Source organism: Candidatus Accumulibacter contiguus (genome assembly GCF_012940005.1).
Lineage (GTDB): Bacteria > Pseudomonadota > Gammaproteobacteria > Burkholderiales > Rhodocyclaceae > Accumulibacter > Accumulibacter contiguus.
Map to the genome: position 1 here is coordinate 24,845 of NZ_SPMX01000006.1, position 12,878 is coordinate 37,722.

General features: G+C 62.5%; 13 protein-coding genes. 7 read left to right on the forward strand and 6 right to left on the reverse strand.

Annotation, left to right across the window (positions count from 1 at the left end; all coding sequences use genetic code 11):
- Window positions 1-50: 50 nt before the first annotated feature.
- Genes E4Q08_RS02045 through E4Q08_RS02065 form a run of 5 tightly spaced genes read right to left on the reverse strand, consistent with a single transcriptional unit; the run spans window position 51 to window position 3,999 of the window.
- A complete protein-coding gene (locus E4Q08_RS02045) occupies window positions 51-584 on the reverse strand; it encodes a DUF3833 domain-containing protein (protein WP_169069157.1) in 534 nt (177 codons plus the stop codon).
- Window positions 581-1,810: an MFS transporter gene (locus E4Q08_RS02050; RefSeq protein ID WP_034916191.1), complete on the reverse strand. Its 1,230-nt coding sequence runs from the start codon at window positions 1,808-1,810 to the stop codon at window positions 581-583. Before E4Q08_RS02050 ends, E4Q08_RS02045 begins: the two co-directional genes overlap by 4 nt.
- The gene (locus E4Q08_RS02055) at window positions 1,810-2,091 is read right to left on the reverse strand and encodes a hypothetical protein (protein ID WP_211203280.1); all 282 of its coding nucleotides are present in this window, start codon (window positions 2,089-2,091) and stop codon (window positions 1,810-1,812) included. Before E4Q08_RS02055 ends, E4Q08_RS02050 begins: the two co-directional genes overlap by 1 nt.
- The gene (locus E4Q08_RS02060) at window positions 2,060-3,241 is read right to left on the reverse strand and encodes an SAM-dependent methyltransferase (protein ID WP_034916193.1); all 1,182 of its coding nucleotides are present in this window, start codon (window positions 3,239-3,241) and stop codon (window positions 2,060-2,062) included. The genes E4Q08_RS02055 and E4Q08_RS02060 overlap by 32 nt, the downstream gene beginning before the upstream one ends.
- Window positions 3,238-3,999, reverse strand: a complete 762-nt coding sequence (locus E4Q08_RS02065) for a DUF1365 domain-containing protein (protein ID WP_034916195.1) — start codon at window positions 3,997-3,999, stop codon at window positions 3,238-3,240. Before E4Q08_RS02065 ends, E4Q08_RS02060 begins: the two co-directional genes overlap by 4 nt.
- Before the next feature lie 319 nt (window positions 4,000-4,318).
- Here E4Q08_RS02065 and E4Q08_RS02070 point away from each other — a divergent pair, with 319 nt between their 5' ends.
- A complete protein-coding gene (locus E4Q08_RS02070) occupies window positions 4,319-5,224 on the forward strand; it encodes a MerR family transcriptional regulator (RefSeq protein ID WP_034916197.1) in 906 nt (301 codons plus the stop codon).
- A gap of 25 nt (window positions 5,225-5,249) precedes the next feature.
- Here the strand turns inward: E4Q08_RS02070 and E4Q08_RS02075 are convergent, their stop codons facing one another.
- Window positions 5,250-6,299 (reverse strand): MBL fold metallo-hydrolase, encoded by a 1,050-nt coding sequence (locus E4Q08_RS02075; protein ID WP_034916199.1) that lies wholly within the window; start codon window positions 6,297-6,299, stop codon window positions 5,250-5,252.
- A gap of 170 nt (window positions 6,300-6,469) precedes the next feature.
- On the opposite strand from E4Q08_RS02075, the gene E4Q08_RS02080 reads away from it, so the two are divergent.
- From E4Q08_RS02080 to E4Q08_RS02105, 6 genes are all read left to right on the forward strand, one after another.
- Window positions 6,470-6,919 carry a PaaI family thioesterase gene (locus E4Q08_RS02080; protein ID WP_034916201.1) on the forward strand — a complete coding sequence of 150 codons (450 nt, stop codon included), beginning with the start codon at window positions 6,470-6,472 and terminating at the stop codon, window positions 6,917-6,919.
- Between the two features lie 16 nt (window positions 6,920-6,935).
- On the forward strand, window positions 6,936-8,099 hold the full coding sequence (locus E4Q08_RS02085; RefSeq protein WP_169069158.1) for an isovaleryl-CoA dehydrogenase: 1,164 nt from the start codon (window positions 6,936-6,938) through the stop codon (window positions 8,097-8,099).
- Window positions 8,100-8,124: 25 nt separating this feature from the next.
- Window positions 8,125-9,267 (forward strand): carbonate dehydratase, encoded by a 1,143-nt coding sequence (gene can, locus E4Q08_RS02090; protein ID WP_169069159.1) that lies wholly within the window; start codon window positions 8,125-8,127, stop codon window positions 9,265-9,267.
- Between the two features lie 115 nt (window positions 9,268-9,382).
- Window positions 9,383-10,339, forward strand: coding sequence for a DMT family transporter (locus E4Q08_RS02095; RefSeq protein WP_169069160.1), 957 nt, complete (start codon window positions 9,383-9,385; stop codon window positions 10,337-10,339).
- Window positions 10,340-10,444: 105 nt separating this feature from the next.
- On the forward strand, window positions 10,445-11,581 hold the full coding sequence (locus tag E4Q08_RS02100; RefSeq protein ID WP_169069161.1) for an acyl-CoA dehydrogenase: 1,137 nt from the start codon (window positions 10,445-10,447) through the stop codon (window positions 11,579-11,581).
- Between the two features lie 341 nt (window positions 11,582-11,922).
- On the forward strand, window positions 11,923-12,828 hold the full coding sequence (locus E4Q08_RS02105; RefSeq protein WP_034918517.1) for a glutamate/aspartate ABC transporter substrate-binding protein: 906 nt from the start codon (window positions 11,923-11,925) through the stop codon (window positions 12,826-12,828).
- Window positions 12,829-12,878 lie beyond the last annotated feature (50 nt).

A 12,878-nucleotide genomic window follows, 5' to 3' on the forward strand; every position in this document is an offset into this window, starting at 1 on the left:
CGCCACGCAAGCTCTGACGCGTTGGCCACGCCAGCCATGAATGGTTGGGTTCATCGCTTGACGAAGGTCAACGTGACTTCGCCAAGGTTGAAGCCCCACTTGCGCATGGACGAGCGATTGAGCATCACCCGGTCGTCCATCAGGAACATCCAGTCGTCAAAATCAACATGATAGGTCTTGCCATCAACCGGCAGCGCCAGTACATAGCGCCATCGCAGCGCATTTCCGGCCACTTCGCCGACCGCCTCGCCGATGACGTCGTCGGCGCGCCCCAGAAAACTGCCATCGGCCTGCCGGGTCAGTGTCCACACCCGGCGCGAGGTGCTGCCGTCCGACCATTTGAAATTCTCGTCAAGCACGCCGACATCACCCTCCCACTTGGCTTCGATCACCACGTGGAAGCGCTTTTTCACTTCGCCGGAGCGTCCTTGGAAAATTCCCCAGGCGTCGAGGGTGCCATTCAGATAGGTTTTTAGGTCGAGAGCGGGTTGCTCGGCACGGTATTGCTCGACCCCGTTCGAGGCGCAGCCCGCTACGCCGAGCGCAAGCGGGCTCAGGAAGGCTGCAGCCAGCAAGAGTTTCATGTCAGATTCTCCAGAGAGTGACGCCAGCGCCAGAGCAGCGCGCCCGCCAGCGCCTTGAAAGCCAGCGGCAGGAGGGCATAGGCAAGAGTCAGCGCAGCCAGCCCCTGCGCGCCACCGCCACCCGGCACATAACCAAGCAGGGAAAGTAGCGGGAGAGCGAGTCCGGCGGCGAGCGCGAGGTTGAGTTTGGCCACCAGATTCCAGACTCCGAAACAGGCGCCGGCCTGTCCCTGGCGGTCGCCGAGGTCGGCGGCAATCGCTGCTGGTAGCGCGAGATCGGCTCCCAGCGCCAGTCCGGAAGCGAGGCAGATGGCGGCAAAAGCCCAGAGATCACCAGGGCCGAGCAGGCTTGCCCCGGCAAAGGCGACGATGGACAGCCCCATCGCGCCCAGCCAGACGATGACCCGGCCAAAACGGGCCGAGAGTTGCACCCACAGCGGCAGCGACGCGGCGCCGGCGACGAAGTACAGAGCCAGCAAGGGACCACTCTCCGTTTCGAGTTGCAGAACGTCGGCGACAAAAAACAGGAACAGGGTCGCCGGTAGCGCAGCGGCGATGCCGTTGGCGACAAAGACACCAAGCAGGCGGCGGAAGGTTGAATCGCCGAGAACTTGCCGAAGGCTGGGCCACAAGGGGGGGCTGATGGCTGGCACTTGCCGCCCGGCACCAACCCGGCTGAAGGTAGCCGCCGCGGCGAACAGCAGTAGCGGTGGCAGCACCCAGCTCAATCGGGAGATTCCTTCGTTCAGGTTTGCCGCCAGGAACGCTGGCAAGGCTGCCGCCAGCACCACACCGATCAGCCCGAAGCCTTCGCGGGCCGCGGTCAAGCGCGTGCGCAGTCCGGAATCGACACCGACATCCGCGCCCCATGCCTGGTAGGCGACCGAGGCGGCCGAGAAACCGACATAGGTCAGGGCCAGCGACCCCAGCAACCAGACACCGGCATGTTCCGCTGGCGGATTGAGTAACGCGACGAAGCCGATGGCGAAAGGCGGCAAAGCCAGCGCCACCATCGTCGGGCGCGCCACCCGGTCGGCGAGCCAGCCCAGCCAGGGGTCGATGCCGGCATCGAACAGGCGCGCACCGAGCAGGATGGCGCCGAGCAGCGCCAGTTCCATGCCGGCCGCTTCCGCATAGAAACGCGGCACGTGCACGTAGATCGGCAGTGCCGCAAAAGCCAGCGGCAGACCGAGCAGGCCGTAGGCGAGGATACGTTCGGTGCCCATCAGCTCAGGAAAGCGGCCGCTTGAGCAAGGCCGCTCGCAACTCGGGGGCGCTTGTACGTCAGTTTCAAGGCCAGCGGCGGGCGCACGGGATCTTCGCCGGCGGCCCACAGGGTCGCCTCGTAGATGAGGAAGCCAAAGCGGCGGAACTCGCCACTACCCCAGCGCTTGAAGCCGGCGGTCAGGATTTCCGGGCCGCTGCTCGCCAGTCCGGCCAGCGGCCAGGCGGCGAGCGCGAGCAATAAACGGCGCCTAGCGATACGTGAGTTCGAAATGGAAGACATCGATGTTTCCGGCCAGGAAGCCGGCCTCGCAATAGCAAAGGTACAGGCGCCAGAGGCGGCGGAATGGTTCGTCGAAACCCAGCGCCGCAATCCGCGGCCAGTTCCGGTCAAAGGCTTGCCGCCATTCCGCCAGCGTCCGCGCGTAGTCTTCACCGAAGGCATGTTCGCCCTGCACCGCCAGCCCCTGCCGCGCGGCAGCGGCGCGGAAAGCCGACGGCGACGGCAGCATGCCGCCGGGGAAGATGTACTGCTGGATGAAGTCGGTACCCTTGCGGTAGTCGGCAAACAGCTCGTCACCGATGGTGATGCTCTGGATCACCGCGCGGCCGCCCGGTTTCAGCGCCTTGGCGAGGGTCCGGAAATAAGTCGGCCACCAGCGCTCGCCGACGGCTTCGAACATCTCGATCGAAACGATGTGGTCATACTTCTCACGGGTGTCACGATAGTCCTGCAACCGCAGGTCGGCCTCCGGCACGCGCTTGCGAGCCCATTCGAGCTGCGCCGGCGAGAGCGTCAGGCCGGTCACCTGCAGGCCCTGCCGCACGGCCATTTCCGCCAGACCGCCCCAGCCGCAGCCGATTTCCAGAACGCTTTGTCCGGGTTGTGCCTGCAATCGGCTCAGGATGCGACGATACTTGGCGATCTGCGCGGTTTCGAGATCGACCGCGTCCACACCGCCATAGAGCGCGCTGGAGTAACTCATGCCGGAGTCCAGCCAAAGTCTGTAGAACTCGTTACCGAGATCGTAATGGGCCATGATGTTGCGCTTGCTGCCGGCGCGGCTGTTGCCGTTGAGCAGGTGGCGGATACGTGCGGCGAGCAGGTGACGCCAGCGCCCATAGACCGCCAAGCGTAGCGCAGAGCGGTTTTTTGCAAGCAGGGTCAGCAGACCGGTGACATCCGGCGAATTCCAGGCGCCGTCGAGATAGGCGGCGGCCAGGCCGATATCGCCACGGGCAAGCACCTGAGCGAACATCGCCTCGTCGTGCACCTGCAGAGTGACGCCGTGCTCGCCGTCGCCGAACAGGCGGCTTGAACCGTCCGGCAGACGCACTTCGAGAAGACCCCCTTGCAATCGTTCCAGCAAGTCGAAGACCAGACGGGCATCGCGTGCCAGGGGCACTGCCTGGCGCAGGGTCAGGGTATTCATTTGCTCGGTTCCTGTAATGGGAAATCGGTTTTTCTGCCATGAAAAGGCACGCCCTTGAGCCACAATCTGAGCGCCTGCCAGTGAATGCGGGCCATGATTCCCAAAGTCAGTATGGGCATGCGCAGAAGGGCGGAGGCCAAGGCCCGGGTCGACCACGCCTGCGGCTTGCCCGAAATCGCAGTCAACAAGAGTTCGCCCTGGGTATCGTCGTAATCGATGCGCATGCGCGGGCAATGGCGTTGCAGATCGAAGCGGAAGCGATAGCCTCCCTCGACCTCGCAGAACGGCGAGACATGAAACACCTTGCTCGCCTGCAGCACCTCACCGTCCAGCAGGGGCGCGGCGTCTGGGTGATGCAGCAGGTAGCCGTGATGGCCGCCGAAAGTGTTGTTGACTTCGGCAAGCACGGCGATCAGTTCGCCGGCACGGTTGTGACAGAACCAGAAGCTGACCGGGTTGAAGACGTAGCCGAGAACCCGAGGAAAGCATTGCAGGATGATTTCGCCATCGTCGGGCAGACCACGCTCGCGCAGCAGGCTCTGCATCCAGGGCAACAGCGGACTGCCGTCGCGCGGGCCATGGTCCTTCTGGTGAAAACTCAGCAGCTTGCCGCGGTCGACCGCAAAAAGCGGACCACAGGCTGCGGCCAGGTCGGCCAACGGCAGTTGCACGAAGAATACCGGGTAGACGAAGGTATGCACCGCCGGTCGCAGGCGCCGGTGCATCACGTGGCCGATCAGAAGGCGTGGGGCAGTCATCGCGACCTCAGACGCTCGTCAGTTCGCTGGCGACCGGCTTCGACTCGCTCTGCCAAGGTGCCCGCATTCCGATCAGAGCGATTGTGGCCTGCCGTCGAGCAGGCCTGGAAAGCTGTCGTCGAGCAACGCGGGGCAGGCAGCGCCGGGAGCCATGGCAAAGCAAGGAGCAGCAGCCCTGCCAATCCGCTGCAGCGCCAGAGATTCTCAATCATGTCCACCCTTCCGAAATTTTGTCCTAGACAAATTATCCATTTTTAGCTATCCTATCTCTCGGTTTGAAACTTGTCAACGATTTGTCTAATTTTTGTTCAGGACAAAAATGAATATTCCCGATTTTGGCATAGCTGCCGTCGAACGTGACACGGGCCTATCGAAGGACGTTCTGCGCGTCTGGGAACGCCGTTATGGTTTCCCGGCGCCATGCCGCGACGCCAATGGCGAACGCAGCTACCCGGCCGAGCAGGTCGAGCGCTTGCGCCTGATCAAACGCCTGATGGATCAGGGCCACCGGCCGGGGAAACTGATCGCGACAGCCACGGAAGAACTGAGCGGGCTTGCCGGGCGTTCTCTGGTGCCGCGTGCTGCGGGGGAGAATGGGGAAGTCGAGCAACTCGGGGCTTTGCTCGCGCTGATCAAACAGCGCGATGGTGCCGCTTATCAGCAGGCCATGCAGCAGCGCCTTGCCCGACAGGGCCTGCAACGTTTTGTCCAGGACTCGGTGGCGCCGCTGACCCGGCGCGTCGGCGAAGCCTGGGAGGACGGCAGCTTCGAGATATTCGATGAACATCTGTTTACCGAACTCACCAAGCGCCTGTTGCGCCAGGCCATCGCCACGCTTCCCGTCGGCCGGAGCAGGCCGCGCATCCTGCTTACCAGCGTACCGGACGAACAGCACGTGCTCGGCCTGCTGATGGCCGAGGCGCTATTCGCGCTCGAAGGCGCCGATTGCATTCCTCTCGGCGCACAGATGCCCTTGCTCGAAATCGGCCGCGCTGCCAGCGCGCACCGCACCGACATCGTTGCCCTCTCTTTCTCGGTCGCTTTTCCGCAACGCCAGATTGCCGTCCTGCTGCAACAGTTGCGGATGGTTCTGCCACCGGAGGCAGCCCTCTGGGCCGGCGGCGCCGGCATTCAACGGCTGGTAAAACTGGACGGCGTCGATCTCTTGCCGACCTTCGACATGGCACTCGCAGCGCTGGCTGACTGGCGCGCCGCGCACCCCTGAAACATGCTCCTCGGATGTTTCCGGGTCAGGCGGGCGATACCGCTGCTTGTCTCCGGACAAAACGGACCAGCCCATGCGCGTCCTCGACGCGCAGCAGACGTCCGGCATGTTCGAGTCGATTCAGGTGCGCTATCGCTTCGCCCATGGCGAACATCGTCTGATGCGTATCGAGATCCCGCGAGAACAAGGTCATCAATAGCTCGGCAGCGCTGCGTGGAGTGGTGCAGTGCTCTTCAAGAACCTGCAAGCGCTCCTGGTGGTGCGCGTGCAGCGCATTGACCCGGTTCTCGATGCCGTGGAAGGGCAGTCCGTGCGAGGGAAGGACCAGGGTTTCGGCAGGCAGTTCGCGATAGTGATCGATCGACTGCAAGTAGTCGCCGAGCGAGTCAGCCAGGGGCGTGACGGCAAAAACACTGACATTGGTCGAAATCTTTGGCAAGAGCATGTCGCCGGAGATCAACACGCCGAGTTCCGCGCAGTAGAGTGCCGCATGTTCCGGCGAATGGCCGAAACCGATGCGGACTTGCCAGCGATGTCCGCCAATGGCCACCTGGTCGCCACCGAACAGGCGCTGGTAATGCGTCGGCAGGCTCGGTACGCCGCGGTTGTAGCCACCGCTGCGACGTTCCAGTGCCGCGCAGCGGTCGGCATCGAGGCCGTGCGCACGAAACTGCTGCAACATCGGCTGATTGCCGTGGCCGCCCACCTCGTGCCAGACCGCATGCGCTGTCAGATACTCGCCCACCGTCATGCACACCGGCGCACCGGTGCGCTCCTGCAACCAGGCGGCAAGGCCAAGGTGATCGGGGTGGAAATGCGTGACGATGATGCGCACGATTTTCCCGCCGCGTGCCGTCGACACCAGGCGGGACAGGATTTGCTGCCAGCATTCCTTGACCGTATCGAGGGCGAAACCCGTATCGACGATGGTCCACCCGGCATGGTCTTCGAGCAGCCAGAGGTTGATGTGGTTGAGGGCGAAGGGCAGCGGCATCCGCAGCCAGTGGATACCCGGAGAAACCTCGAAGGTCTCGCCAGCGGCGGGTGGGGTGGCAAAGGGATAATCTGGCAGCATCTCGGGGCGGATTGTAAAAAAACGCTGAAATCTATACACTGGGCGCGCTCAGAGGCTGACTACCGGCAGCGTCGAGCCTGCACCATTCTACACGTGATTCAGTTCCGTGCCGTCCTGCGCCAAAGCAACTCGGCACAAGCTTCGAGATTACAACCTTACAATTTGCAGCCATGCACAAAGCCCAGGATCCCCACTTTGCCGAACGCGTCCACGCCAGCTTTGCGCGGCAACAGGCCATGAACCTGATCGGTGCCCGCATGGCGGTGGTCGAGGCGGGTTACACCGAGATTCATCTACCGTACAAACCCGAAGTCACGCAGCAGCATGGCTACATTCACGGCGGCATCGTCGGTATGATTGCCGATTCTGCTGCGGGTTACGCCGCCAATACCTTGACGGCGGCCGACACCGGGGTATTGACCGTCGAGTACAAGCTCAACCTGCTGGCCCCGGCCGAAGGACAACTGTTGATTGCCGAGGGATCAGTGGTCCGCTACGGGCGAACGCTGATCATTACCCGCGCCGAAGTGTTTGCCGTAAACCATGGCAGGAAGAACCTGTGCGCGCTGATGCAGCAAACGATCATGGCCGTGCATGCCAAACAACCCGCCAAAACCTGATCAAGGAGCGACAGACATGCAATACCCGAGCCTCAATTTTGCCCATGGCGAGACCATCGACATGCTGCGGGCGACTGTTCAGGCTTTTGCCACTGCCGAAATCAGGCCGCGCGCCGAAGCCATCGATCGTGACAATGTCTTTCCCGCCGATCTTTGGCGGAAGCTGGGCAGCATGGGCCTGCTCGGCATCACCGCCGAGGAGGAGTACGGCGGCAGCGGCCTCGGCTATCTCGCACACATCATCGCCATGGAAGAAATCTCCCGGGCTTCGGCGAGTGTTGCCCTCTCCTACGGCGCGCACTCGAATCTCTGCGTCAATCAGATTCGCCGCAATGGCAATGCCGCGCAGAAAGACCGCTATCTTCCCAGACTGATTTCCGGAGAACACGTCGGGGCGCTCGCCATGTCGGAAGCCAACGCCGGCTCGGACGTGGTCAGCATGAAATTGCGCGCCGAGCGCAAGAGCGACCGCTTCATCCTCAATGGCGGCAAGATGTGGATCACCAACGGCGGGGACGCCGACACGCTGGTGGTCTACGCCAAGACCGACCTCGAAGCCGGATCGAAAGGCATCACCGCTTTCCTTGTGGAAAAGGGAATGCCGGGTTTCTCTTGTGGCGCCAAGCTCGACAAGCTCGGCATGCGCGGATCGAACACCTATCCACTGTTTTTCGATGACTGCGAAGTGCCCGAAGAAAATGTCCTTGGCCAACTGAACGGCGGCGTGCGCGTGCTGATGAGCGGCCTCGACTACGAACGCGCCGTGCTCGCCGGCGGTCCGCTGGGAATCATGGCCGCCGTCATGGATCTGGCCCTGCCCTATATCCATGACCGCCAACAGTTCGGCCAATCGATCGGTGAATTCCAGTTGATGCAGGGCAAGATCGCCGACCTGTACACCACCTTCAACGTCTGCCGTGCTTACGTCTATGCCGTGGGCGCGGCCTGCGATCGTGGCGAAACGACGCGCAAGGACGCCGCCGGGGCCATTCTGTACGCTGCCGAAAAGGCGACCTGGATGGCCGGCGAGGCGATCCAGATCCTCGGCGGCAATGGCTACATCAATGAGTACCCGGCGGGTCGCCTGTGGCGCGATGCCAAGCTCTACGAAATCGGTGCCGGCACCTCGGAAATCCGCCGCATGCTGATCGGCCGGGAGCTTTTTGCCGAAACGCTGTAAAACCCTATAGACTGCCAGGAATATCATGACCTGCACGCTGCGCGCCCTCAGCGCTAACGACACCACCGCCATCGAGCATGTTCGCCAGTTTTTCCGCAATTATGCCGCGTGGCTCGGCGTCGACCTGTGTTTCCAGAATTTCGAAGCGGAAATGGCATCGCTACCTGGCGCCTACGCCCAGCCTGACGGCCGCCTGTTCTATGCCGAACGCGATGGCCGGCCGGCCGGCTGTGTCGGCATCCGACCCTTCTCCGCGGGCCTTTGCGAACTGAAGCGGTTGTATGTCGAGCCCAGCCAGCGCAGTTTCGGCATCGGCCGCGTGCTGACGATGGCGGCGATCAAGGCGGCCAAGGAAATCGGCTACCGCAAGTTGCTGCTCGACACCCTGCCAGCGATGCGCGTCGCGGTCAAGCTCTATCGCGAACTGGGTTTCAAGGAAACGCCGGCCTATTACCAGACGCCACTCGAAGGCACGATGTTTCTCGCCCTCGATCTCGAAAACTGGTCGGAGGAAGAAGTCGTCAACGAGAACCTCTTTCACCTGTTCGACTTCAACCGCGCCTGGTCGAGTCGCATGCAGGAGATCGATCCGGGGTACTTCCTCAAACTGTCGCACTTGCAGACACCGCAATACCTGTGGATCGGCTGCTCGGATTCGCGTGTGCCGGCCAACGAAATCGTCGGTCTGCTGCCGGGCGAGCTTTTCGTCCACCGCAACGTCGCCAACGTCGTCGTACACACCGATCTCAACTGCCTGTCGGTGATCCAGTTTGCCGTCGATGTCCTCAAGGTCAGGCACGTCATGGTCGTCGGCCACTACGGTTGCGGCGGCGTCAAGGCGGCACTCAATCGGGATCGTGCCGGGCTGGTCGACATCTGGCTGCGTCATGTCCGCGACGTGCACGACAAACATCTGGCACTGGTCGATGCACTGCCGCAGGAGCGACAACATGATCGGCTTTGCGAACTCAATGTCCTCGAACAGGTGGCGAACGTCTGCCAGACCTTCGTCATCCAGGACGCCTGGCAGCGCGGTCAGCCGCTCACCGTGCACGGCTGGATCTACGGCCTGCGCGATGGATTGATGCGTGACCTCGGGTTCACGGTGCACCGCCGCGAAGACCTGCTGCCGAACTATGTCGCGGCACTCGCAGGGCTGCAGGTCTGAATCGCAGACGCGACGCGCACATGCAAGAGCCTGCCATGCACCATTCACGGCTACTCCCCTGCACCTGCCGATTCTCCCACCGCCCCGGCAGAGCAGCCGCGACTGCGGAAACTCTTTGAACGCGGCTGCCGAGCGGGCGCTGGCGTCCCCCACGACCTACCTCAAGCTGCTCGCCACCGCCCTGGTCTGGGGGGCAACCTGGATTGCCGGCCGGGTGGCGGTCAGCGAGGCCTCACCGCTGGCAGTGGCCAGTTGGCGCTTTCTGCTCGCGGCGCTGCTCCTCGGCACGCTGGTGGTGATCCATGAAGGCTGGCCGCGCTGGTCGTTCAAGGAGTGGCTGACGCTCGCGGCCCTGGGCGCCAGCGGCATCTTTCTCTACAACCTGTGTTTTCTCTACGGCTTGAAAATGATCGAGGCCGGCCGCGGCGCGCTGGTGGTGGCACTGACGCCGGCGGTGGTCGCGGCCGGTGACTGGCTCCTGTTCAGGGCGCCGATGTCGCCGACGAAAGCTGCCGGCATCGCGCTGGCGATGTTTGGCTGCCTGCTCGTGGTCACCAACGGCGACCCCCGTCTGCTGCTGACTGGCGAGGTCGGTCTCGGCGAATGGCTGATCATCGGCTGCAGCGTGCTGTGGGCGGTTTATACTTTCGTCGGCCGGCGCGGCACGCGCTCGCTGTCGCCGCTGGCGATGACCTTCGGTGCCAGTCTCACCGGCTGGGGGATGCTGACCGTCGCGGCGCTGCTGCAGGGTTCGCTGTTCGTGCTGACGGAAGTCACCTGGCGTGGCTTGAGCGCGATCGTTTTCCTCGGGTTCTTCGGTACGGCCCTCGCTTTCACCTGGTATGCCGAAGCCGTGCAACGCATCGGTGCGACGCGCTCGGCGGCGTTCATCAATCTGGTCCCGGTCAGCGCCGTCATCCTTGGCGCCGTGCTGCTCGACGAGCGGCTCGGGGTCGTGGTTTTGTTCGGTGGCACGCTGGTCATCGCCGGGGTCATCATCACCAATCACGCCGGCGCGCGCCTTGCGGCCGGAGTCGACGGTCATGACTTGGCAAAACAAAGGAAATCATGAAAGTCATGACCGTCTCCCTCTCCCCCCGACCCCTCCCCCGCGAAGGGAGGGGAGATTCGTGAGTCGCTGACGCGACTTTCACATTAACTGCAAGGAGAAAACTGCATGATCCTGACACAGGAACAGGAAATGATCCGCGATTCGCTGCGCGATTTCGCACAGGAGCGCCTGGCACCCTTCGCCGCCGAGTGGGACCGCCATCACACCTTCCCGGCCGATGCGCTGCGCGAACTCGGCGAACTCGGTGCGCTGGGCATGGTCGTTCCCGAGCAATGGGGCGGCGCCGGCATGGACTACCTGTCGCTGGTGCTGGTGATCGAAGAGATCGCCGCCGGCGACGGCGCGACCTCGACGATCGTCAGCGTGCAAAATTCGCTGGCCTGCGGCATCACCATGAAGTACGGCAGCGACGAACAGAAGGAAAACTGGCTCAAACCACTGGCACGCGGCCAGATGCTCGGCTGCTTCTGTCTGACCGAACCGCATACCGGTTCCGATGCAGCGGCGATCACCACCCGCGCCGACCGCGATGGCGATCATTTCGTCCTCAACGGCGTCAAACAGTTCATTACCACCGGCAAGTACGCGCAGGTGGCGATCGTCTTTGCCGTCACCGACAAGGCCGCCGGCAAAAAGGGCATCTCGTGCTTCCTGGTGCCGACCGCGACACCCGGTTACATCGTCGCCCGCATCGAGGAAAAGATGGGCCAGCGCGCTTCGGATACCGCGCAGATCCTCTTCGAGAACTGCCGGGTTCCGGCTTCCTGCCTGCTCGGCAAGGAAGGCGACGGCTACCGGATTGCCCTGTCGAACCTCGAAGCCGGCCGCATCGGCATCGCTGCCCAGTCGGTCGGCATGGCGCGTGCCGCTTTCGAAGCGGCGGTGCAATACGCCAAGGAACGCGAAACCTTCGGCAAGCCGATCATCGAGCATCAGGCGGTGAGCTTCCGCCTCGCCGACATGGCAACGCAGATCGATGCCGCCCGTTTGCTGGTCTGGCGAGCCGCGACTTTCAAGGATGCCGGCAAGCCCTGCCTCAAGGAAGCGTCGATGGCCAAGATGTTTGCCTCTGAAATGGCCGAAAAAGTCTGCTCGGACGCCATCCAGATTCTCGGCGGCTATGGCTACGTCAGCGACTTCCCGGTCGAGCGGATCTATCGTGACGTCCGTGTCTGCCAGATCTACGAAGGTGCCAACGACATCCAGCGCCTGGTGATCGGCCGCGCTGTCGCTGGTGATTAGCAACGCTCGTCAATCAACATTGGGGAAAATGGAGATCATGACCACTTGGCAGCGTCGCCACCGGAATGGTCATGACTCTTCCAGGCACCCCGCTCATCAAAGCCATCAGCGACGGGCCCGGGCGGCGGCCATGCCTCGGTTCTACCCCCTTCATCTGGAGATCCTATGGCAACATCAGTGTCCCGGTTTACGTGGGTAGCCTTCATGACTGAATCATGATGTAATTGGCGCTTGGATCCCTGCGCAAGTCATGCCAGAATCGAAGCATCCGGGAATCGGGGATGGCCTGGTTTCCCTGGATTTCACCCATCAATTACCCGAGAACACATGGAGGAGACACAATGAGCCAACATTGCAGAGGTCTTATGCTGGCAGCAATGCTGTCGGCGAGCCTGCTGTCGGCACCGGTTCTGGCCCAGGAACTGAGCGGCACGCTGAAGAAGATCAAGGAAACCGGAGTCATCACGCTCGGGCATCGCGAGTCGTCGATCCCCTTCTCGTATTATGACGACAAGCAGCAGGTGATCGGTTACTCGCATGAATTGATGCTCAAGGCGGTGGAGGCGATCAAGGCCGAATTGAAGCTCGCCAAGCTCGATGTCAAGCTGATGCCGGTCACCTCGGCGAACCGCATCACGCTGGTCCAGAACGGCTCGGTCGACCTCGAATGTGGGTCGACGACCAACAACACCGAGCGCCAGAAGCAGGTCAGTTTCTCGACCACCATCTTCATCATCGGCACCCGCCTGATGACCAAGACGAATTCCGGGATCAACGATTTTCCGGATCTGGCGGGCAAGAATGTCGTGACCACTGCCGGCACCACCTCCGAGCGTCTGCTGCGCAAGATGAACGAAGAAAAGCAGATGAAGATGAACGTCATCAGCGCGAAGGACCATGGGGAGTCTTTCCTGACCCTGGAAACCGGCCGGGCGGTCGCTTTCATGATGGATGACGCCCTGCTCTACGGCGAAATGGCCAAGGCCAAGAAAGCCAGCGACTGGGTGGTGGTTGGTACGCCGCAGTCGTTTGAAGCCTACGGCTGCATGTTGCGCAAGGATGACCCGGCCTTCAAGAAGGTCGTCGACGGTGCACTGGCCAAGGCCATGACCTCGGGCGAAGCCGAAAAAATCTATGCCAAGTGGTTTCTGCAGCCGATCCCGCCGAAAGGCCTGAACCTCAATTTCCCGCTCTCGGAAGCCGTCAAGAAGCTGTACAAGAATCCCAACGACAAGGCTTTCGAGTAGGTCCCGCGCCAGGGGCCGGGCGGCTCCTGGGCAATGCATCACCCGCAAAG